The 21,529-nt window shown below is 67.8% G+C and carries 24 protein-coding genes; 21 read left to right on the top strand and 3 right to left on the bottom strand.

Annotated elements, in window-relative coordinates:
* From flgC to ACZ1J6_RS20445, 12 genes are all read left to right on the top strand, one after another.
* Positions 1-414 carry a flagellar basal body rod protein FlgC gene (gene flgC, locus ACZ1J6_RS20500; protein ID WP_132268297.1) on the top strand — a complete coding sequence of 138 codons (414 nt, stop codon included), beginning with the start codon at positions 1-3 and terminating at the stop codon, positions 412-414.
* The gene (locus tag ACZ1J6_RS20495) at positions 411-788 is read left to right on the top strand and encodes a flagellar hook assembly protein FlgD (protein WP_465127930.1); all 378 of its coding nucleotides are present in this window, start codon (positions 411-413) and stop codon (positions 786-788) included. Before flgC ends, ACZ1J6_RS20495 begins: the two co-directional genes overlap by 4 nt.
* A 22-nt stretch (positions 789-810) precedes the next feature.
* Entirely contained in the window at positions 811-1,623 is an 813-nt protein-coding gene (locus tag ACZ1J6_RS20490; RefSeq protein ID WP_134093924.1) for a flagellar hook-basal body complex protein, read from the top strand.
* 11 nt (positions 1,624-1,634) lie between these two features.
* Entirely contained in the window at positions 1,635-2,393 is a 759-nt protein-coding gene (locus ACZ1J6_RS20485) for a flagellar basal body rod protein FlgF (protein WP_465127929.1), read from the top strand.
* Between the two features lie 13 nt (positions 2,394-2,406).
* Positions 2,407-3,195, top strand: a complete 789-nt coding sequence (gene flgG / locus ACZ1J6_RS20480; RefSeq protein WP_132268291.1) for a flagellar basal-body rod protein FlgG — start codon at positions 2,407-2,409, stop codon at positions 3,193-3,195.
* 5 nt (positions 3,196-3,200) lie between these two features.
* Complete coding sequence (locus tag ACZ1J6_RS20475; protein WP_132268289.1) at positions 3,201-3,872, top strand: flagellar basal body L-ring protein FlgH; 672 nt, start codon at positions 3,201-3,203, stop codon at positions 3,870-3,872.
* Positions 3,872-5,026 (top strand): flagellar basal body P-ring protein FlgI, encoded by a 1,155-nt coding sequence (locus tag ACZ1J6_RS20470; protein ID WP_134093921.1) that lies wholly within the window; start codon positions 3,872-3,874, stop codon positions 5,024-5,026. The genes ACZ1J6_RS20475 and ACZ1J6_RS20470 overlap by 1 nt, the downstream gene beginning before the upstream one ends.
* Complete coding sequence (locus tag ACZ1J6_RS20465) at positions 5,023-5,442, top strand: rod-binding protein (RefSeq protein ID WP_465127928.1); 420 nt, start codon at positions 5,023-5,025, stop codon at positions 5,440-5,442. The genes ACZ1J6_RS20470 and ACZ1J6_RS20465 overlap by 4 nt, the downstream gene beginning before the upstream one ends.
* Positions 5,443-5,445: 3 nt before the next feature.
* Positions 5,446-6,783 (top strand): flagellar hook-associated protein FlgK, encoded by a 1,338-nt coding sequence (gene flgK, locus ACZ1J6_RS20460; RefSeq protein WP_465127927.1) that lies wholly within the window; start codon positions 5,446-5,448, stop codon positions 6,781-6,783.
* Positions 6,784-6,790: 7 nt separating this feature from the next.
* Positions 6,791-7,714: a flagellin N-terminal helical domain-containing protein gene (locus tag ACZ1J6_RS20455; protein ID WP_132268281.1), complete on the top strand. Its 924-nt coding sequence runs from the start codon at positions 6,791-6,793 to the stop codon at positions 7,712-7,714.
* A 79-nt stretch (positions 7,715-7,793) separates the two neighbouring features.
* Positions 7,794-8,657 carry a flagellar motor stator protein MotA gene (motA, locus tag ACZ1J6_RS20450; protein ID WP_134093918.1) on the top strand — a complete coding sequence of 288 codons (864 nt, stop codon included), beginning with the start codon at positions 7,794-7,796 and terminating at the stop codon, positions 8,655-8,657.
* 52 nt (positions 8,658-8,709) lie between these two features.
* Positions 8,710-9,489, top strand: a complete 780-nt coding sequence (locus ACZ1J6_RS20445; protein ID WP_132268739.1) for a flagellar motor protein MotB — start codon at positions 8,710-8,712, stop codon at positions 9,487-9,489.
* Between the two features lie 159 nt (positions 9,490-9,648).
* On the opposite strand, the gene ACZ1J6_RS20440 is transcribed toward ACZ1J6_RS20445, so the two are convergent.
* Positions 9,649-10,023, bottom strand: coding sequence for a hypothetical protein (locus tag ACZ1J6_RS20440; protein ID WP_134093917.1), 375 nt, complete (start codon positions 10,021-10,023; stop codon positions 9,649-9,651).
* Positions 10,024-10,221: 198 nt separating this feature from the next.
* Here ACZ1J6_RS20440 and ahpC point away from each other — a divergent pair, with 198 nt between their 5' ends.
* On the top strand, positions 10,222-10,788 hold the full coding sequence (ahpC, locus tag ACZ1J6_RS20435) for an alkyl hydroperoxide reductase subunit C (protein ID WP_132268275.1): 567 nt from the start codon (positions 10,222-10,224) through the stop codon (positions 10,786-10,788).
* A 147-nt stretch (positions 10,789-10,935) separates the two neighbouring features.
* A complete protein-coding gene (gene ahpF / locus ACZ1J6_RS20430; protein WP_465127926.1) occupies positions 10,936-12,534 on the top strand; it encodes an alkyl hydroperoxide reductase subunit F in 1,599 nt (532 codons plus the stop codon).
* Positions 12,535-12,663: 129 nt separating this feature from the next.
* Here ahpF and ACZ1J6_RS20425 read toward each other — a convergent pair whose 3' ends face one another.
* Together ACZ1J6_RS20425 and ACZ1J6_RS20420 are read right to left on the bottom strand one after the other, a co-directional pair.
* On the bottom strand, positions 12,664-13,353 hold the full coding sequence (locus ACZ1J6_RS20425; RefSeq protein ID WP_314464183.1) for a DUF2490 domain-containing protein: 690 nt from the start codon (positions 13,351-13,353) through the stop codon (positions 12,664-12,666).
* 172 nt (positions 13,354-13,525) lie between these two features.
* Positions 13,526-14,350: a flagellin N-terminal helical domain-containing protein gene (locus ACZ1J6_RS20420; protein WP_132268270.1), complete on the bottom strand. Its 825-nt coding sequence runs from the start codon at positions 14,348-14,350 to the stop codon at positions 13,526-13,528.
* A 259-nt stretch (positions 14,351-14,609) separates the two neighbouring features.
* Here ACZ1J6_RS20420 and ACZ1J6_RS20415 point away from each other — a divergent pair, with 259 nt between their 5' ends.
* From ACZ1J6_RS20415 to ACZ1J6_RS20385, 7 genes are read left to right on the top strand one after another with little or no spacing between them, the layout of a single operon-like run.
* Positions 14,610-15,938, top strand: coding sequence for a sigma-54 interaction domain-containing protein (locus tag ACZ1J6_RS20415; RefSeq protein ID WP_465127925.1), 1,329 nt, complete (start codon positions 14,610-14,612; stop codon positions 15,936-15,938).
* Positions 15,935-16,333, top strand: coding sequence for a flagellar hook-basal body complex protein FliE (gene fliE / locus ACZ1J6_RS20410; RefSeq protein ID WP_465127924.1), 399 nt, complete (start codon positions 15,935-15,937; stop codon positions 16,331-16,333). Before ACZ1J6_RS20415 ends, fliE begins: the two co-directional genes overlap by 4 nt.
* Positions 16,334-16,339: 6 nt before the next feature.
* Positions 16,340-18,121, top strand: coding sequence for a flagellar basal-body MS-ring/collar protein FliF (gene fliF / locus ACZ1J6_RS20405; RefSeq protein WP_465127923.1), 1,782 nt, complete (start codon positions 16,340-16,342; stop codon positions 18,119-18,121).
* Positions 18,121-19,128: a flagellar motor switch protein FliG gene (fliG, locus tag ACZ1J6_RS20400; RefSeq protein ID WP_465127922.1), complete on the top strand. Its 1,008-nt coding sequence runs from the start codon at positions 18,121-18,123 to the stop codon at positions 19,126-19,128. The genes fliF and fliG overlap by 1 nt, the downstream gene beginning before the upstream one ends.
* Positions 19,121-19,750 carry a FliH/SctL family protein gene (locus tag ACZ1J6_RS20395; protein WP_465127921.1) on the top strand — a complete coding sequence of 210 codons (630 nt, stop codon included), beginning with the start codon at positions 19,121-19,123 and terminating at the stop codon, positions 19,748-19,750. The genes fliG and ACZ1J6_RS20395 overlap by 8 nt, the downstream gene beginning before the upstream one ends.
* A gap of 16 nt (positions 19,751-19,766) precedes the next feature.
* Positions 19,767-21,092, top strand: coding sequence for a FliI/YscN family ATPase (locus tag ACZ1J6_RS20390; protein WP_465127920.1), 1,326 nt, complete (start codon positions 19,767-19,769; stop codon positions 21,090-21,092).
* Positions 21,093-21,094: 2 nt separating this feature from the next.
* The gene (locus tag ACZ1J6_RS20385) at positions 21,095-21,520 is read left to right on the top strand and encodes a hypothetical protein (RefSeq protein ID WP_465127919.1); all 426 of its coding nucleotides are present in this window, start codon (positions 21,095-21,097) and stop codon (positions 21,518-21,520) included.
* Positions 21,521-21,529: the final 9 nt, after the last annotated feature.

Raw genomic sequence — 21,529 nt, 5'->3', positions numbered from 1 at the left:
ATGCCCGGCGCCCACGAACCGATGACCATGTTCACCCTCGCCCAGCGCGGTATGTCCGCGCAGCTCGTAAGGATGAACGCGGCGGCCTCCAACCTGGCCAATGCAGGCTCCGTCTCGGGCAGCGAGGACGGGGCCTACAAGCCGATCCGCACCGTCTTCGCCGAAGACCTCGACCAGGCCAGCGGCCTGGCCTCGGTTTCGGTCCAGGGGGTGATGCGCGAGCAGGGCGCCGCCGTGCGCCGGCATGAACCCGATCATCCGCTGGCCGATGCCAACGGCGATGTCTGGACCGCTCCCGTCGATGAGAACGCGGAGATGGTCGAAATGCTCGAAGCCTCGCGCCAGTACCAGAACCTGGTCGAGGCCCTCTCCACCGCGAAGCAGCTGATGCTCGATACGATGAGGCTGAAATGACCGTTATCAACACCGCGGCCGCCACTTCGGCCAACAAGACCACCGGCGCCAGCGGCAAGACCTCGCTGGGCGATCTCGATCAGGGCGATTTCCTGAAGCTGATGATGGCCCAGATGAAGCAGCAGGACCCCTTCAGCCCGGTCGACCAGACGCAGATGCTTGCGCAGATGGCGCAGTTCTCGTCGCTCGCCGGGACGACCGAGATGGCGGACACGCTCAAGACCATCTCGTCCAAGCTCGACACGCTCGTGAGCGCGCAGACCGCCACGCAAGAGGCGATCGCGGCCCTGGGAACCGGCGGCACGGCCAGGACGGCCTCCGCAGGCACCACGGATACCGAAACCCCCACAGGCACCGGCCAGAACGCCGCCTGATCCCCCTTTCCAGGAGAATACGATGTCCTTCTACACTTCGCTTACCGGGCTCAAGAACGCCCAGACCGACCTCAACGTCATCTCGAACAATATCGCCAATGCCGAGACCTCGGGCTTCAAGAAGAGCAACACCGCCTTCGCCGACATCGTCTCGTCGTCGATCCTGACCGATCCTTCGCTGACCACCGGGATCGGCGCGCGCGTCGCCTCGATCAAGCAGGACTTCGGCCTGGGCGCGATGGAGCAGACCGGCTCGGCGCTCGACGTGGCGATCAATGGCGAGGGGTTCTTCACCGTCACTTCGCCGGTTTCGGGCGCGGTCCAGTATACCCGCGCGGGGTCCTTCGCGGTGGATGGAGACGGCTTCATCCATAACGCGCAGGGTGCGCGGCTGCAGATCTTCCCGGTCGATGCCGGCGGCACGATCTCCGGCACCACGCCGCAGTCGGCCCAGATCCCGCCGACCAACGCGGCCGGTTCGGAATTCGCCGGCGTCACCATCGAAAGCACCGGCCAGGTCGTCGCGACTTATGCCGACGGCTCGAACGGCGTGGTCGGCGTGGTCGCCCTCGCCTCCTTCATGGCCCCGACCGGGCTCAAGCAGCTGGGCGACGCCTCGTGGTCGGCCACCGGCCGCTCAGGCGACGCGACGTACGGCCAGCCGGGCGCCGGCCTCTACGGCAGCCTGCTCTCGGGCTCGATAGAGCGGTCCAACGTCGATATTTCCGAGGAGCTGGTCAGCCTGATCACCGCCCAGCGCAATTTCCAGGCCAATGCCAAGGCCGTGGATACCGCCTCGCAGATCTCGCAGACCATCATCAACCTGCGGACCTGATCGCAGCCGCCATGGACCGTCTGATCTACACCGCCGTCTCGGGGATGAACGCCTCGCTCAACCGCGAGCGCGTCATCGCCAGCAACATGGCCAATTCCCAGACCATCGGCTTCCGCGCCGAGATCCTGCAGGCCACGCCGAACACGCTGGAAGGGCCGCAGCTCGAAGTGCGCGCGCTTTCGGGCACCGAAGTGAGCGGCGCCTCGATGAAGGCCGGGACGGTGACCCGCACCGGCCAGCCGCTCGATGTCGCCATGCAGGGCGATGCCATGCTGGCGGTCCAGGCGGACGATGGCGCGGAGGCCTATACCCGGCGCGGCGACTTGTCGGTGACGGTGACGGGCCTGCTTCAGAACGGGGAAGGCCAGCCGGTGCTGGGCGAGAACGGCCCGATCACGCTGCCGCCGGGCGCTGCCGTCACCATCGCGCAGGACGGCGGCATTCTCGTCACCGATCCCGCCGCGCCGGGCGAACCGCCGCAGCGGGTGGACCGGCTCAAGCTGGTCGATCCCACCGGCTCGCGGATCGCCAAGGATCTCACCGGCCTGTTCCGCGTGACGGGAACCGGCGCGCAGCCTGGCGGCGTGCTGCCGGACGACGAGAATGCGCAAGTGATCCCCGGCGCGCTGGAGGGATCGAACGTCAGTCCGTCGGAAGTGCTGACCGAGATGATCTCGGCCCAGCGCCTTTTCGACATGCGAACCAAGCTCGTCGAGACCGCCCGCCAGCTCGACGAGGGCAGCGTGCGCCTGATGCGCATCGATAGCTGAGGAAACCCCGACAATGCCCACTTCCGCTTTGCAGGTCGCCCGTACCGGGCTGGAGGCGCAGGACACGCGCATGCGCGTGATCGCCAACAACCTGGCCAACGTCAGCACCACCGCCTTCAAGAAGGACCGCGCCAACTTCGCGACGCTCGCCTACCAGGACGCGCGCGTGGCCGGCGCCCAGTCCTCCAGCGAGACCACTTACGCCACCGGGCTCAACCTCGGCACCGGCGTGGCCGTGCAGTCCACCACCCGGATGGAGACCCAAGGCTCGCTCCAGGCCACCGGCAACAGCTTCGACCTTGCGCTGGACGGCGACGGCTACTTCCAGGTTTCCCTGCCCGGCGGCGAGCTGGCCTATACCCGCGCAGGCAACTTCACGCGCTCCCCGCAGGGCGAACTGGTGACGTCGCAGGGCTATCCCGTGCAGCCCTCGATCACGGTGCCCGAAGGTGCGACGACCATCACCGTCTCGGAGGACGGCACCGTTTCGGCGCAAGTGCCCGGCCAGTCGGACCCCAGCCAGCTCGGCCAGCTCACGATCGCCAGCTTCACCAACCCCACCGCGCTCCAGGCCACTTCGGACAACTTCCTCAAGGAAACCGCCGCCAGCGGTCCGGTCCAGCTCGGCATCGCGGGTGAGGAAGGCCGCGGGCATATCCGGCAAGGCATGCTCGAAGGCTCGAACGTCAATATCGTCGAGGAGCTGGTCGACATGATCGAGACCCAGCGCGCCTACGAGATCAATTCGAAGATGGTCTCCGCCGTGGACGAGATGCTGCGCAACGCGAACCAGACGCTCTGACGGCCATGATCCGCAAGATCCTCCTGGCCGGAACGGCGCTCATGGCTCTCGCCGCGCCGGCAGCGCTGGCAAAGAAGCCGCCGAAGCCCTCGGGCTTCGAGCCGACCCTGCCCGCGCCGCCCGCTGCCCTGCCGGGGCCGGCGACCGGCGGGATCTTCAGCGTTTCCGCCGGTTACGCACCGCTCTACGGCGGGACCCGCGCCGCGCGCGTGGGCGATCCCCTGACGATCCTGCTCGTCGAATCGACCAGCGCCGCCAAGACCGCCGGCTCCAAGAGCCAGAAGGGCGGCGGGGCATCGATCACCCCGCCCGCATCGGGGCCGCTGTCGTTCCTCAACCCCAATGCCCTTAATGCCAGCTCGTCCTCGACGTTCAATGGTCAAGGCAGCGCGTCGCAGACCAGTTCCCTGAGCGCGACCCTGTCCGTGACCATTGCCGAACTGCGCCCCAACGGGACCGCGCTCGTAAGAGGAGAAAAGAAGATGCTCGTCAGCCAGGGAGACGAATGGGTCCGGTTCTCGGGCATCGTGCGCCTTGCCGACATCGACGAGGACAACCAGGTCGCCTCGACCCGCGTCGCCGACGCCAGGATCGAATATACCGGCAAGGGCGCGATCATGCGCAGCGGCCGCCAGGGCTGGCTCGGCCAGTTCTTCAACATGATCTCGCCGTTCTGATGCCTCGTCCGCCCGCCTCCCGTTCGGCCCCGGCCTCACCTGCCGCGCGCTGGCTGCCCACGCTGCTCGCCGCAGCGCTGGGGGCACTGATCCTGTTCCTGGCGCCGATCCATGCCCATGCCGAGCGCGTGCGCGATCTGGGCCAGTTCCAGGGCGTGCGCAGCAACCAGCTGACCGGCTACGGCGTCGTCGTGGGCCTGCCGGGCACGGGCGACGACAATCTGGAATATACGACCCAGGCGATGAAGGGCGTTTCCGGCCGCATGGGCCTGACCCTGCCCCCGGGCATCTCGCCGGGGCTCAAGAACGCCGCCGCCGTCATGGTCACTGCAGACCTGCCCGCCTTCTCCAAGCCGGGCCAGCGCATCGACGTGACCGTCTCAACCATCGGCAAGGCCAAGAGCCTGCGCGGCGGGGCGCTGATCCTCACCCCGCTCTACGGGGCGGACGGGCAGATCTATGCGATGGCGCAGGGCAACCTGGCGGTCGGCGGGCTGGGCGTCTCGGCACGCGACGGCTCCAACGTCACCATCAACATCCCGACGGTGGGCCGCATCGCCGAGGGGGCCAGCGTCGAACGCGCGGTCGCCACCGGCTTCGACAGCGGCGACACGCTGCGCTGGAACCTCTTCACTTCCGACTTCCTGACCGCCGCCCGCGTGCGCGACGCCATCAACGGGCGCCTTCCGGGCACGGCGACCGTGGAAGACGGCGTCACCGTCGCGCTGCGCCTGCCGGCCGATCCGGATACCCGCGCCTCGATGATGGCCGCGATCGAGATGATCGACGTGGACCCGGCCGAAACCCCGGCGCGCGTCATCGTCAACAGCCGCACCGGCACCGTCGTCATCAACTCGGCGGTACGCCTCTCACCCGCGGCGATCAGCCACGGCAAGCTGACCGTGCGCATCCAGGAAAACCCCAGCGTGGTCCAGCCCGCGCCTTTCAGCCGGGGCCGGACCGAAGTGGAGCAGCACTCCTCGATCAGCACGGACGAGGAAAAACGCTCGGTCGCGCTGTTCAAGGGCGGCGCCTCGCTCTCGCGGGTGGTCGATGCCCTCAACATGCTCGGCGTCACGCCATCGGACCTCGTGGCGATCCTGGAGGCCCTGAAGCAGGCCGGCGCCCTCAAAGCGGAAATGGTAGTGATATGAGCACGATCCTCAGCAACCTGCCCGGCATGGCCATCAAGCCCGGCGCCACCGACCGCGAGAAGCTGGCCGTCACCGCCAGGCAGTTCGAGGCCGTCTTCGTGCGGCAGATGCTGGCCGAGGCCCGCAAGACCCACTTCGGCGGCGAACAATTGCTGGGCGGGCAGGCGCTCGACACCTTCAACCAGATGCAGGACGAGCACTTCGCCGACATCACCGCGCAAAGCGGCGTGCTGGGCCTGGCCAGGATCATCGAGCAGCAGATGGCGCAGTTCGTGCCGCCCGAAACCACCGGGGCGGCCACGGGCGAGAGTTCCGAAACGACCGGCAAGACCGCCAGTCAAGCGGCCAGTCAAACGACCAGTCAAACGGCCAGTCATAGCCCCCGGGGCAACGGGACCGGAAAGGACACGAAGTAAGCCATGGCCGCCGATCTCATCACCATTGCCCGCTCCGGCACGCGCGCCGCCCGCGCCGCGCTGGACGTGACGGCGCAGAACATCGCCAATGCTTCGTCCGAAGGCTACGTCCGGCGCAGCGTCTCATTGTCGGAACTGGCGGTCAATTCGGTCGCCTCCTCGCCCGGCGCGATCAACCTTGCGGGCGTGCGCGTCAGCGGGATCGTGCGCAATGCGGACATGTTCCGCCAGTCGGAAGTGCGCCGCACCGGTTCCGACGCGGCGCGGGCCGGCGCCGAAGTGCAGGGCCTGGAGAACATCGAAAGCGCCGTGGAGCAGACCGGCGTCTACGATGCCATCGTCGGCTTCGAAGCCTCCCTCAAGCAGCTCCTGTCGGATCCCACCGACGGGTCGCTGCGCGCCGCGGCGCTGGAGCAGGGCCGCACGCTGGCGCAGACCTTCAACACCGCCGCCTCCAGCCTGGACGCGGTGGGCGATGGGCTTCGTTTCGAGGCGCAGGACGGTGTCGATTCGGTCAACACCACTGCCCGGGAACTCGCCCGCGTCAACTTGCGGCTCGCCCGCGCGTCCGACGCGTCGAGCGACCGGACCAGCCTGCTCGACCAGCGCGATTCGCTGCTGGAGACGCTGAGCGGACAAGTCGACATCGCCACCAGCTTCGCCTCGGACGGCACTGTGCAAGTGCGGATCGGAGGATCCGGCGGCCCCAGCCTGGTGAGCGGCGGCAACGCCGCGGCCATGACGATGGCCACCGCGGGCGACGGCACGATGTCCTTCATGCTCGGCAGCGCCGCCGCGACGCTGTCCTCGGGCGCGCTGGCGGGCAAGGGACAGGCGCTCACCGAACTTTCGGGCGTGCGCCAGCAGCTTGACGCCATCGCCTCGGGGGTGATCGCGACGATGAACGCGGCGCAGGCCGGCGGGGCCGATCTCGCCGGCGCGAACGGGCAGCCGCTCTTCACGGGCAGCGGCGCCGCCGACATGAAAGTCGCCCTCGCCAGCGGCAGCCAGATCGCCACCGCTCCCGCCGGATCGGGTGCGAACAGCCGCGACGCCGCCAATCTCGTCGCCATGCGCGGCGCGCTGGACAGTGCCGATCCGGCCGGGGCGATGGACACCCTGCTGTTCGGCATCTCCAGCGCCGTGGCCGGACGCACCGTCACCCGCGACGCGCTCGAATCCATCGCCGGCACCGCCAAAGTCGCGCTCCAGGCCCAGGCCGGCGTCGACCTCGACGAGGAAGCGATCAACCTCACCCGTTTCCAGCAGGCCTACCAGGCTTCGGGCCGGGTCATGCAGGTCGCCGCCGATATCTTCGATTCCATCCTCGCCATCAGGTAATCACGCAATGTCGATCGTATCCACCAGCACCAGCGCCTTCTTCGAACGCGCCCGCCGCGACATGAAGGACTTGCGCACGCAGGCCGAGACCTACCAGTCGCAGATGTCGAGCGGCAGCAAGCTGGAGCGCTCCTCGGACAATCCCGTAGCCGCCTCCCGCCTGCGCGCCCTGGCGCGGCAGGAGAAGCTCTCGGGCATCGACCAGACCAATGCCAACCGCGCCAACGCCGATCTCTCGCTGGCCGATTCGGCAATGACCGACATGGCGGACGCCCTGATACGCGCGCAGGAACTGGCCACCGAGGCATCGAACGCCACGCTCACCGATACCCAGCGCGCCTCGATCGGGCAGGAGCTGGACCAGATCTTCGGCAACCTCGTTTCCCTGGCGAATGCACGGGATTCGAACGGCCATGCCCTGTTCGGCGGCGAAAGCGCGGGAGACGCCTATTCGCTCGATGCCACGGGCAAGGCCGTCTACGTCGGCACGCCCGGCTCGGCCGAACTACCGCTGGGCAACGGGCAGAGCGTCACCCGCTCGATGACCGGCCCCGCCTTCCTGTCGTTCAATGCGGCCGACGGCAGCGCCACCGACCTAATGGCGGTGGTCAAAACGCTCGCGGAAGCACTGCAGGGCGCCTCCACCGATCCGGCCGGTGCGGCGGGCAGTGCCCTGGCAGACCTCAAGACCGGGCTGGATACCCTTTCCACCGGCCAGACCGTGATCGGCACCCGGCTGGCGTGGATCGAGGTGACTGACGACCGCCGCGTGAACCTGTCGGAACTGCGCGCCTCGGAAGAGACCGATCTGGGCGGCACGGACCTGGCGACCACCCTCGCCCAGCTGCAGGAAACGATGACCGTGCTGGAGGCCAGCCAGGCCAGCTTCACCCGGCTCGCGTCGCTGAACCTCTTCGACCAGCTCGGCTGAGAACGCCTGGCACGCAAGGTTCCCGGGCCGCGTCACCCGCGCGCCGCGGGGACCGCCTGACATACGGGGGACTATCCAGATGTTCGTGATCATCGGCGTCGTCATTCTGCTGGTGATGGTCTTCGGCGGCTTCGCGATCACCGGCGGCGCACTCGGTCCGGTGATGGAGGCCATTCCGCACGAGATGCTCATCATCGGCGGCGCGGCGGTCGGGGCGATCGTCACCGGCAATTCGATGCACGAGATCAAGGGCCTCGGCGGCGGGTTGAAGAAAGTGTTCAAGGGCCCGCGCCATAACCGGCAGGACCATATCGACGCTATCATCCTCACCACCCGGCTGATGAAGATCCTGCGTTCCGAAGGCCCCGTGGCGCTGGAAAGCCATGTCAACGACCCCAAGGCCTCCTCCCTCTTCGCCGAATTTCCGCGCCTTCTGGCAAACGATCCGCTCGTCCACCTGATCTGCGACACGCTGACACTGATCGTCGTTTCGTCCGGCACGCTGGAAGTGCACGCGGTGGAGGACGTGATGGACAATGCCATGAAGACTCATTTCCACGAGATTCACGAGCCGCAACACGCGCTTCAGGGCCTTGCCGATGCACTGCCGGCGCTGGGTATCGTCGCGGCCGTGCTCGGCGTGGTGAAGACCATGGGCTCGATCGACAAGCCGCCCTCGATCCTGGGCGCGATGATCGGTTCCGCGCTGGTCGGGACTTTCATGGGCGTGCTCCTGGCCTATGGCATCGTCGCACCGCTGGCCGGGCGGCTGAAGCAGGTGCTGGAGCAGGACGAGCAGATCTTCCAGGCGGTTAAGCAGGTGATCATCGCCTCGCTTCACGGCTGGCCGCAGCCGCTGGTGGTGGAATCGGCCCGCTCCGGCCTGGGCCATGCCTTCCGCCCCGGGCTTGCCGAACTGCTCGATGCGATGAGGGGGCGCTGACGTGGCCAAGAAGCCCGAGCCGCCCCGCCCGATCATCGTCAAGAAGATCACGATGGTCGCGGCCGGCCACCACGGCGGCGCCTGGAAGGTCGCCTATGCCGATTTCGTGACGGCGATGATGGCGTTCTTCCTGCTGCTCTGGATCCTGGGCGCCACCACCGAGAAGCAGCGGCGCGGCATTGCCGACTATTTCACGCCCACGCTCGTCAAGACCAAGCAGGGCAGCGCCGGTTCGGGCCGCGGGGTGCTGGGCGGCGGGTCGCTCACCGAAGTCGACAACTATCCCTTCAAGTCGGGGCAGACCGGCACCAAGACCCTCACCATCCCGCGCGACGCGACCGGCGGCCCCAAGGAGGGCGGCTCCAAGGTCAAGCGCACCGCGCGGGCGAAGGAGGCGCTGCAGAAGAAGCTCGCCTCCTCCGAGCGCCTGCGCCGTCTCGCCCGGCAAGTCCGCATGGTGGACACCACCCAGGGCGTGCGGATCGACATGGTGGACGATGCCGATTTCTCGATGTTCCGGCTGGGCACCACGATCCTGACGCCCCAGGCCGGCGAGCTGCTGTCGGCCATTGCCGAGGCCATCGGGCCGGATCGGGGCGCGCTGACGATCCGGGGCCATACTGACGCCTTGCCCTACAGGCAGGGCATTCCGGGCAACAACTGGTCGCTCTCGGCCGGCCGCGCCGAGACCACCCGCCAGCAACTGATCCGCGACGGCGTGGAAAGCGCGCGGTTCAAACGGATCGAGGGCGTGGCCGATACCGAACTGCTGATCCCCGCCGACCCGCACGACCCTAGAAACCGGCGCATTTCCATCACGCTGGCGGATTGACGGGTTCGGAACCGGGCCGCGAGGACCACGCCTCTCCGGCATGGACCCTGTTACGGTTTCAGGATGACGCTGGTTCTGCCGCCCGCCTGTTCTCTTGCCGGATGGAGGTCGGAGCCTGCCGAAGCGAGGGCCGAAGCGAGGGCTGAAGCGCAGAGCGCCTTAGCGCATCTGCGCGTCGGGTAGCGGCGCGGTGCGCGCCTCCAGCCGGCCGGCGCCGCGATAGACCAGCGCGCAGCTCGAACTTCCGGCGCAGAGGCCGTGCACCGGCGCAAGGGCACGGCTGCCGTAGCGATAGGTCAGCCCGCCCTGAGTGATCTCCAGCCCGGAAATGTCGCGCATGCGGTGCTCGCGGGCGAGCAGCACGGCATTTCCCCGAAGCACCGGCGCCCAGCCCGACCACTGGTCGTAAAGGCGGTGATGATAGCGGAACGTCAGGTTGCCGGAGGCGCGATTGTCCAGCGAGGTCGGCCAGCCGTCACATCCCGCGAGCGACGCGCAGGCCGCCAGCAGCAGCGCAAGTCGTATCGTTTTCATGGGCCGCTGTTGCCCGATCTGCCGCCCGGTCGCACGAGATTTCGGCACCTTCCGCGTTTTATCGACAGAAACGTTCAGTCCACCGCCACTGATCGGTCAATCCGATCAAGCCAATCGGATCAACGCCCTACACATCGTCACACGAGGGCCCTATCTCCCTCCTCGAACTTCAACACCCAATCGAGGGAGATCATATCCATGGGTATCGTCGGCAGCCAGATCAAGCCGTTCAAGAACACCGCTTTCCAGGCAGGCAAGGACTTCTTCGACGTCACCGAAGCAGACATCGCCGGCAAGTGGGCCGTGTTCTTCTTCTACCCCGCTGACTTCACCTTCGTCTGCCCCACCGAGCTGGAAGACCTCGGCGAGCAGTACGAAACCCTTCAGGGCCTCGGCGTCGAAGTCTTCGGCGTTTCGACCGACACGCACTTCAGCCACAAGGCCTGGCACGACACCTCGGACAAGATCGGCAAGATCAAGTACGCGTTCCTCGGTGACCAGAACCACGCCCTGACCAACAACTTCGGCGTGCTGCGCGAAGGCGTTGGCCTGGCCGACCGTGCCACCTTCGTGGTCGATCCGGACGGCGTGATCCAGCTGGTCGAAATCACTCCCGAGGGCGTGGGCCGCAACGCGGTCGAACTCGTCCGCAAGATCAAGGCCGCCAAGTACTGGCGCGAGCACCCCGGCCAGGTCTGCCCGGCCAAGTGGGAAGAAGGCGCTGAAACGCTTGCTCCCTCGCTCGACCTCGTCGGCAAGCTCTAAGACTATCCGCGACACCCTTAGGGTCGCGTGAAGGTACGCGGCCCGGGGCTTCCCTCTCCCGGTGCCGCGCCCTCACGGCGCGGCCACGCGGAACCGAAGCCCCGGCCGCCCCTTTTTCCCAACGCATTTCCAAAGGACGCAAAGACCATGCTCGACGCCAACCTGAAGCAACAGCTCTCGCAATATCTCGGCATGCTGCGCGAGCCGATCGAGCTCGTCGCCTCCCTTGGCGATGACGCAAAGTCCACCGATACCCGCGAGCTGCTGACCGTGATCGCCTCGCTCTCGGACAAGGTCACCGCCACGTTCGACGGCGACGACAAGCGCCGCCCCAGTTTCATCATCCGCCGCGCGAGCGACGCAGGCGCCTGGGTGCGCTTCGCAGGTCTGCCGCTGGGCCATGAATTCACCTCGCTGGTCCTCGCCCTGCTCTGGGCCGGCGGCCATCCGCCCAAGGTTTCCGACGAGGCACTCGAAATCGCCCGCGCCATCGAAGGCGAGCACGAGTTCGAGATGTATTTCTCGCTCTCCTGCCACAACTGCCCCGACGTGGTGCAGGCGCTGACCCTGCTCGCGCTCAACAACCCGCATGTGAACGCCACCCTGATCGAGGGCGGCACGTTCCAGGCGGAAGTCGAGGAGCGCGGCGTCATGGCTGTCCCCGCCGTCTTCCTGAACGGCAAGATGTGGGGTTCGGGCAAGATGAGCATCGAGGAAATCCTCGCCAAGCTCGACACCGGCGCCGATGCCAAGGCCGCCGCCATGCTGGCGGGCAAGAAGCCTTTCGAAGTGCTCGTGGTCGGCGGCGGCCCCGCCGGGGCCTCGGCCGCGATCTACACCGCGCGCAAGGGTTTCTCGACCGGCGTGGTCGCCGAACGCTTCGGCGGCCAGGTGCAGGACACCATGGGTATCGAGAACTTCATCTCGGTTCCTTATACCGAAGGCCCCAAGCTGGCCGCCGCGCTTGAATCGCATGTCGCTGAATACGACATCGACGTGATGAATCTCCAGCGCGCCGAAAAGCTGATCCCGGCCAAGGAACTCGGCGGCTATCACGAAGTGGTCTTCGCCAACGGCGCTTCGCTAAAAGCGCGCAGCCTGGTGCTGACCACTGGTGCCCGCTGGCGCAACCTGGGCGTGCCCGGCGAAGCCGAGTACAAGAACAAGGGCGTGGCCTATTGCCCGCACTGCGACGGCCCACTGTTCAAGGGCAAGCGCGTGGCGGTGATCGGCGGCGGCAACTCCGGCGTGGAAGCGGCGATCGACCTGGCCAATATCGTCGGCCATGTCACCCTGATCGAATTCGACTCGCAACTGCGCGCCGACCAGGTCCTGGTCGACAAGCTGAAGTCGATGAAGAACGTGGTGATCCTCACCAGCGCCCAGACCACCGAGGTCGAAGGCGACGGCGATAAGGTCAATGCCCTGGTCTACAAGGATCGCGAAACCGGCCAGGAGCACAAGGTCGAACTGGAAGGCGTGTTCGTCCAGATCGGACTGGTGCCCAATACCGAATGGCTCAAGGACTCCGGCGTGGAACTGACGGGTCGCGGTGAAATCGTGATCGACGACAAGGCGGCCACCAACCTGCCCGGCATTTTCGCGGCGGGCGACGTGACCACGGTGCCTTACAAGCAGATCATCATCGCCATGGGCGAAGGTTCGAAGGCGGCCCTCTCGGCCTTCGACTACCTGATCCGCAACGAAGCGCCGGAAGAGATCGCGCAAGCGGCGCAGGCCGCCTGAGCGAAACACCGCGAAGAACTAAAAAACGGGCGGGGGTCGCGAGACTCCCGCCCGTTTTGTCATGCGCTTATGCCAGGGCGATGGGGCTGGGACATAGGCAAGCCGTCCGCTGTCCCGGCGAAAGCCCGATCAATGCCGGAAGAACAGCGAGACCGAAGCGACGTGGTTCACCCGCGTCCGTCCGCGAGTCTGGTCGATCACCTGGTTGAGATAGCCCAGCTCCACGGTCGTTGCGTCTTTCACGCCGAGTTCCACGCCGACGAAGGAGCGCAACTGGTCGAACCCGCCGCGCGCGCCCCAGTCGGTGTCGTTTAGCGCCAGGAACCCTTCGGCATAGACCAGCGCGTTCACGGTGTTGGTGCCCGGCTTCAGCGGCTTTTCGTAACGCAGCATCTCGCGCAGGCGCCAGCCCGTGTCGCCGCCGTCCGAACGCCAGCGCTGTTCGAAACGGGTGCGCGACGAGAGTTCGCCGCCCCAGGGCTTGCCCATGAGCCAGCCCAACTGCTGGAAGCTGCGCTCCTCGTTCACGTCGCGGCCGCCATCCACCGGCACGACGATATGGGCATAACCCTGGTAGAGCGTGACCGCCGGGGACAGTTTCAGCCCTATCGCGCCGCGCAGGAGAAGCTGGTCCAGTCGTGAAGCGCCGTCGCCCATGCGCGGCTGAACTTCGGCAAAATAGACCACGTCGCCGGCAATCGGCCCCATTGCCGTGAGGTTGACCCAGACCTGTTCGTCCTCGCGCGTTTCAGCCGCGGCAGGGGCGGCAAGCGCCGGGAACACAGCGACGGCAAGGGAGCAGGCAAGAAAGCGGCGCATGATCGGTCCGGGTTTCGGGAACGGGAACCAGGGTCTTTATGAACCGCCTGTTTCCGCGCCGTTTCCCTGCCATGTTCGCTGATGGCTCACGCACGCAAACGGGCCCGGCGCGTGGGGGTTGCGCCGGGCCCTGCAGCGAGCCCGCTGAGGGCCGCCGGCTTGTCCTGCGTGCTTAGCGCAGCAGCGACAGCACGTTCTGCTGGCTCTGGTTGGCCTGCGCGATCATTGCGGTCGAGGCTTGGCTGAGGATCTGCGCCTTGGCCATCTGCGTGGTTTCCGTCGAATAGTCGGCATCCTCGATGCGCGACTTGGCGTCGGACAGGTTGGTGACGTTGTTGGTCAGGTTGTTGACCGCCGATTCGAGGCGGTTCTGCCCGGCGCCGAGCGAGGCACGCGTCTTGTTCACGTCCGCAAGGGCAAGGTCGACGTTATCGATCGTGTCCGAAGCGGCCGAGTCGCTCGATACGTCCAGCGCCGAGGCATTGATATTGGTGCCGTTGATCGCGGAAGAAGTCAGCGTGATCGTCTCGCCCGAATTGGCGCCGGTCTGGATGTCGAACGTGACATCGGTGCCCGACGTGGTCGAGAACAGCGTGTTGCCGTTGAAAGTGGTGTCGGAAAGGATGTCGCCGATCTGGCTGGTCAGCGCCGTCACTTCCGACTGCATGGCATCGCGGTCGCTGTCCTGGTACGTGCCCGAGGACGACTGGATCGCCAGTTCCCGCACGCGCTGAAGCATGTTCGACACTTCCGACAGCGCGCCTTCGGCGGTCTGCGCCAGCGAGATGCCGTCGTTGGCGTTGCGGATGCCCTGGCTCATGCCGCGGACTTGCGCGGTCATCGAAGTGGAGATGGCGAGGCCGGCGGCATCGTCCTTGGCCGAGTTGATGCGCTTGCCGGTCGACAGGCGCTCCATGGCGGTGCCGAGCATCTTGTTGGCGGAGGTCGAGGCATTCGAAGCGCGAATCGCGCTGATGTTGGTGTTGATGACAGACATGGTTGTGGCTCCCGTTGAGTGTCCCGATGAGGAAACAGCCTCTGCCGGCCCATCCGGCGCGGCTGTCGAGACAAAGACCGGCAGGTCGGGGGCGAATTTAAGCCCGCATCCGGCACGGCTCGTCCCTGCAAACCCACGGAGCTGCGCCGAAATTTACCTTCACTAGGGGTCGCTACGGGGCCTTAAATTTCCCAAAGATTCGCCGTTACGCACGCATATCGATCCCCGCCAATGCATTAATCCCACGGGGACGAGAAACATGGTCGAACTGGTTTTCGACACGGAATTCAACCGGCGCCACGGGCCGCTTGCCCATCGCGCTGCCGCCATTGCCGGATCGCTGTCCGACTGTTCGGCGATCGCCCTGCGCGATGCGGCCGACGAGACGATTGGGTCCGGCCCGGTCGCCGCTCCCGCCCGCGAACGCGTGGTGCGGCTCTCGCGCGGTATCCAGCCGGCCCTGTCCCGCAAGACCGCAGCCCTCACCGATGTCGTCTATGCCGACCCCATCGGCGAGGCATCGCTGGCGATGCTGCTGGCAGCCATGGCCGGCCCGGACGATCCGATCGCGGCCGATCCCGAAAGCCTTTCGGTCTTCGCCCTGGCCGACCGCCTGGCGAACAGCGACATTCCCGTGCTCGTCAACGGACCGACCGGCACCGGCAAGGAAGTGCTCAGCCGCTTCATCCATGCCCGCAGCCCGCGCCGCGACGGCCACTTCATCGCCGTCAACTGCGCCGCCATGCCGGAAACCATGCTGGAGGCCATGCTGTTCGGCCACCAGAAGGGCGCCTTCACCGGCGCCACCCAGGCCAGCGAAGGCTTCATGCGCGCGGCCGACGGCGGCACGCTGCTGCTCGACGAAATCGCCGAACTGCCGCTGTCGCTCCAGGCCAAGCTGCTGCGCGCGCTGCAGGAGCAGGAAGTCGTGCCGATCGGCGCGACCCGGCCGATCAAGGTGGACTTGCGCGTGATCGCCTGCGCCAACCGCGACCTGCCCACCGAAGTCGCCGAAGGCCGCTTCCGCGCCGACCTCTACTACCGGCTCAACGTTTTCCCCCTCACCTTGCGGCCCTTGCGGGAGCGCCCGGATGACATCGCCCCGCTGGCCTTCGCCATGGCCCTGCGCCACGCCCCGGACCCGGCGCGCGTGCCCTGCCTGAACGATGCGGCGCTCGCGATGCTCAAGCTCCACTCCTGGCCCGGCAATGTGCGCGAACTGGAAAACGTCATCCGCCGCGCGATGCTCCTTGCCCACGGAAAGACCATGATCGCCCCCGAACACATCGCTTTCGACAGCCCCGCCCGGCTGCTGCCTTCCGCCATGCCCGCGCTGCATCATGGCGCCCTGCCCGGTGCCGAACCCTTCGACATCGACGGCAACCGCAAGCTCGCCAGCATCGTCCAGAACTCCGAGGCCCGCGCCATCGTGGAAACGCTGGAAGCCTGCGGCGGCAACCGGGTACGCGCCGCCCGTGAACTCGGCATTTCCGAGCGGACCTTGCGCTACCGCCTCGCCTCGCTGCGCGAAGCCGGGATCGACCTTGGCCCCAACACCCCGCGCGGCGCGGTGGGAGGCCTGCGATGAGCACGGTCCCCGGGCTTTCCGGCGCTGCGCTGCCCGGCAGCGGGGGCGGCATCCAGCAGATCATGGCGATGCGCCAGCAGATCATCCAGCGCAGCGATCTGCTCCAGCAGATCCACGCCGCACAAGGCAGCGGAACGGCGAATGCCGTGGGCGGCTCGCAAATCCAGCCCGCCGGACAGGGTTTTGCCGACACGCTCAAGTCCGCGCTGGACGGCGTCAACGCCGTGCAGGCCCGCGCCGAAGGCGTGACCGACGCCTATCAGAAAGGCGAAGTGACCGACGTGGCGAAAGTCATGCTCGCGCGGCAGGAAGCCGGCGTCGCCTTCGAGGCGACCATGCAGGTCCGCAACAAGCTGCTGTCCGCGTACCAGGACATCATGCGGATGGGAGTCTGATCCGAAATGGCCGACCTCGTTCCCGCCCCCGCGGCTTATGCCGGCACCGCACAGCTTCCCGCGACCGGCTCCCTCTTCGCGCCCTTCACCGATCGGTCCGGTGGATCGGTGCTGACCCGCCTCGGCACCTTCACCGCGCAGCCGGGCGTGAAGAAAATGCTGCCCGCCTTCATCGGCCTGGCCGCGATAGGCGGCGCCTTGCTGGCCTGGGCGACTCTCGCCCCCTCGCCGCAGCGCGTGCTCTATGCACAGCTGGACGATTCCGACCGGGCGGGCGTTGCCGCCGCGCTCGAACAGGCCGGGATCGGCTACCGCATCGACAACCAGACCGGCGCGCTCACCGTGGGCGAGGGCGATTTCTACAAGGCCCGCATGCTGGTCGCTTCGGACGGCGCCCTGGCCGCTCCCGAAAGCGGCGACCAGATGCTGGACAAACTGCCGATGGGCGCCAGTCGCACGCTGGAGGGCGAGCGCCTGCGCTCCGCCCGCGAGCACGACCTGCAATTGACTATCGGCGAGATCGACGGAGTGGAATCGGTCCGCGTCCATGTGGCCGCGGGTGAAAAGTCGGTCTTCGTGCGCGACAACGTGGCGCCGACCGCCTCGGTCATGGTGCGGCTGAAGGCGGGCCGCCAGCTTTCCGCAAGCCAGGTCTCCGCGATCGTGAACCTCGTCGCCAGTTCGGTGCCGGGGCTTTCGCCGGACGCGGTGAAAGTGGTGGACCAGCACGGACAGTTGCTCTCGCAGGGCGGCGGCGCGGAAGCGGACCGGATCGACCTGCAATCGCGGCTGGAATCGAAGATCCGCGAACAGGTCTCGGGCCTGCTGGCGCCAGTGCTCGGCCCTGACAACTTCACCACCGAGGCACAAGTCGCGCTCGACATGGACGACGTGACTTCCGCGCGCGAAAGCTACGACAAGGACGGCGCCGTGCGCAGCGAAACGCAGGAACAGTCGCAATCGACCGGCTCCAGCCCTGCCGCGGGCGTTCCCGGCGTGCTCTCCAACACCCCCCCGCCCGCCACGCAGGCGCGCCCCGGCCCGCCGCAGGGCACCCAGCCCAGCCCTACGGCCACCCCACCGACCAACGGCGAGACCTCGTCCAGCCGGACATACGAACTGGGGCGGCAGGTCTCGGTGGCCAATACCCGGCCCGGCGGCATCAAGCGCATCTCCGTGGCCGTGGCGATCAAGGCCGACGCCATGAAAGGCGCGCGGGCGCAGGACGTGCAGGATATCCAGTCGCTGGTCAGCGCCGCCGTCGGCGCCGACCCGCAGCGCGGCGACCAGGTGAAAGTGGTCATGCGCAAGTTCGAGCCGGTGGGCGAAAGCGCCACACCGTTCTACGAGGCGCCGTGGTTCGCGATGGTGGTGCGCAACGGCGCGGCCTTGCTGGCGGTGCTGATGGTCCTGCTGCTGGGCGTGCGCCCCCTGATCCGCGCCATGCGGGGCGACAAGCCGGCGCCTAAGAAGCGCAAGGGCCGCAAGAACAGCAGGCCTGGCGAAGACGGCGAGGCGGAGGACGGGTCCGACGCCCTCGGCCCCATCGCGGAACGCAGCCTCGAAGCGCTGGTACCGGCCGGCAGCCTGCCGCTCCGCCCCGAGATTCCCGGCGCGGACGGCCTCGACATCGACTTGCGCCGCGCCGACCTGCTCTCCCGTCAGGTCAATCTGGCCCAGCGCCTGGTGACTGAAAGGCCGGACAATGCCGTGGCCGCGCTCCGCCAGATGATCAACGAGCCCGCCTCGGAAGCCGCCTCCGACAAGGCACGGGCCAAGGCCGCCTGATGAGCGAGACCGCCCCCCTGCGCGCGCCTGACAGCGCAGCGATCATGATGATGCTGCTCGACGAGGACCAGACGAGCCGCATCCTTTCCGAACTCGAACCGGACGAACTTCGCCGCCTTGGCGAAAAGATGTGCGCGCTGGGGGAAATCGGCCCCGAGGTGATCGCCGAGGCCATCGCCGGCTTCGTCGCCAAGACCGAGGCGCTCGGTCTCGTCGCGCAGGACCGGGTCGGCCAGGTGCGCGGCATGATCACGCGCGCGGTGGGCGAAGTGAAGGCGGACAACGTGATGCGCCGCATCCTGCCCGCCGCGCCTCTGCACTCCACGCTCGAACTGGCGCGCTGGCTGACCCCGGATTCGCTGGTGCCGCTGGTGCGCGGCGAACATCCGCAGGCGATCGCCGTGCTGCTGGTGCAGCTCGATCCCGAGGTGGCCGCTGCCGTGCTCCATGCGCTGCCGGCCCCGGAACAGCCGGAGATCGTCCACCGCATCGCCACCCTGGGACCGGTATCCCCGCAGGCGATCCTGATGCTGGAGGAACTGCTGGCCCGCCGCATCGCCGAGTGCCACGGCCAGCGCCCGCTCGCCATCGGCGGCGCGCGCGAGGCGGCGGAAATCATCAACGGCGTCGGCAAAGTCGTCGAAAAGCGCGTGCTGGGCGAACTCACCCGCCGCGACAAGGTCCTCGCCCGCCGCATCGAGGAGGAGATGTTCAAGTTCGAGCACCTCTTCGTGCTCGATGCCAAGTCGATGGGCACATTGCTGCGCGACGTCCCCAACGACACGCTGATCGACGCGCTCAAGGGCGTGAGCGAGGAGGAGCGCGAGCTGTTCTTCCGGGCCATGTCCAGCCGCGCCGCCGACGGCGTGAAGGACGAGATCGTCGCGCGCGGGCGCACCCGCCTGGCCGATGTCGTCGCCGCGCAGAAGGAAGTCGTGGCCATAGCCCGCCGCCTGGCGGCCGACGGCGCCATAGCCTTCGGTTCGGGGGACGACGACTATGTCTGACCTCGGCTTCTTCGTCCGCCGCCCCGGCAGGCGGCTGATCGACGCGCTTGCGCAGCCGGCCGGCTTCCAGCCCGACTTGCGCTTCGGCGGCACCTTGCACCTCGGCCCTTCCGAGCCGGAGCCGCCGCCCACGGTGGTCCCGGTCGAGGCGGCGGATCCTGTCGGAGAGGCCTTCAGCCACGGCTTTTCCATGGGTCACGAGCAGGCCGCCCGGGAAGCGCAGCAGCGCGCGGAGGCCGAAGATGCCGCGCGGGATGGCCTTTCGCTCGCCTTTGCGCGCCTGAACGAAGTGCTGGAGGAGGAACTCCGCCTGCGCCTGCGCGATACCGTGGCCGCGCTCTGCGAAGCGGCCGTCGCGCCCCTTGCGATCGAGCCGGAAGCGCTGCTGCGGCGCGTCGGCGTGGCAGTCTCGATGCTTTCCCGCGCCGAGGACGAGCGGCTGATCCGCCTCCATCCCGAAGACCTCAAACTGGTTTCGCCGCGGCTTTCCGCCGAGTGGCAGGTCCAGCCCGACACCTCGCTCGAACGCGGCACTGTCCGCATCGAGACGGCGACCGGCGGGGTCGAGGACGGTCCCGCCAACTGGCGCCGCGCGATTGCCGAGGCCTTGCACCGCTGCTGAAAGGGTCCGCCGGCCGATGCTGAAGCTCTGGGAACCGATCCTTGCCGATCTTGCCGCCGGGCCGCTCGATCTCGGCCCGCGCCGCTTCGGGCTGGTGGCCGCCTGCGACGGCGGGCTGCTGGAAGTCAGCGGGCTTTCCGTGCCGGTCGGCGCGATGTGCCGCGTGTCGCATGCGCCGGGCCAGTCGCTGGCAGCCGAAGTGATCGGCTTCCGCAACGGCAGGACGATGATGATGCTTCTGGGCGACATGATCCTGCTGCGCCCCGGCGCGCGGGTCTGGGCGGAAGGACGGCCCGGCCTGCTCCCGGTCGGAGAGGCCTTCCTCGGCCGCGCCGTCGATGGCGAGGGTCTGCCGATCGACGGGGGCTTCGCGATCCACAGCCGCATGGAATGGCCCTCGGGCGGAGTGCGGACGTCCGCGCTCGATCGCAGCCCGGTGCGCCTGCCCTTCGACACCGGCGTGCGCGCCCTCAATGCCCTCACCACCTTCGGCGTCGGCCAGCGCATCGGCGTGATGGCCGGATCGGGCGTCGGCAAATCCGTGCTGATCGACATGATCGCGCGCGGCGCCTCGGCCGATATCGTCATCGTCGGCCTGATCGGCGAGCGCGCGCGCGAAGTGTCGGACTTCGTGGAGCGGCACATGAACGCCGCGAAGAAGGACAAGACGGTGGTGGTGGCCGTGCCCGCCGATCACGCGCCCAATCTTCGCCTGCGCGGGGCCATGCTTGCCACGTCGATGGCCGAGCACTTCCGTGCGCGCGGCCGCCGCGTGCTGCTCATCATGGACAGCCTCACCCGCGTCGCCCATGCCGCGCGCGAGATCGGCCTTCTGCTTGGCGAGCCCGGAGCGGCGCGCGGATACCCGCCCTCCGCCCTCGCCACGATCACCAAGCTGGTGGAGCGGGCGGGCAATTCGGCAGCTTCGGGCGGATCGGTCACGGGGCTCTACACCGTGCTCGCGGATGGCGACAACCAGGACGACCCGGTGGTCGACACCGCCCGCTCGATCCTTGATGGGCACATCGTCCTCTCGCGCGATCTGGCGCAGCGCGGGCAATATCCCGCGGTGGACATCGCCGCCTCGCTCAGCCGGGTCATGAACGACATCGTGCCGCCCGAACACCAGCAGCTTGCCCGCCAGTTCCGCGCACTGACCGCGAGCTACGAGGCCAATCGCGACCTCGTGCTGATGGGAGCCTACCGCGCGGGCGCCGACCCGCAGCTCGATCGCGCCATCGCCATGCACGAGCGGCTGGCCGCCTTCCTCGGCCAGCCCCAGGGCGACATCGTCGAGCTGGGGCGCAGCGCCGCGCAGCTCGCGGCCCTGCTGGGAGGCTGACCATGAAGGAAGAACGCAAGCGCCTCGTCCGAATGCGCCGCCTCGAAAAGATCCGCGCCATTGCCAAGCAGACCGCCGCCATCGAAGCGGCGCAGGCCGAAAGCACCCTTTCGAAACTGCGCGACTTGTCCGAGCGTACCCGCCGCATGGCGGACGATTATGGCGGCCGCCGTGAAATGACCGATGGGGCGGCGCTGCACCAGGTCGGGCGCTTCGTCGGCGGGCTTCAGGCCATCCGCCGCACGACCGAGGGCGACGCCTTGCGGGCGCAGTCGATCGCCGATGCCAAGCAGTTGCTCCTGGCCGAAGCCGAGCGCCGCCGCGCCGCCATCGAGGACCGCGCAGCCCATCAGGAACGAACCATCGCCAAGGCCGGCGAAACCCCGGTCCTGGGCGGCCGCAAGCCATCTGGCACGGCTCTTGAATAGCAATTCCCG

This window comes from Novosphingobium sp. BL-S-21, from assembly GCF_055521655.1.
This window is presented reverse-complemented; position numbering and strand designations above follow the sequence as displayed.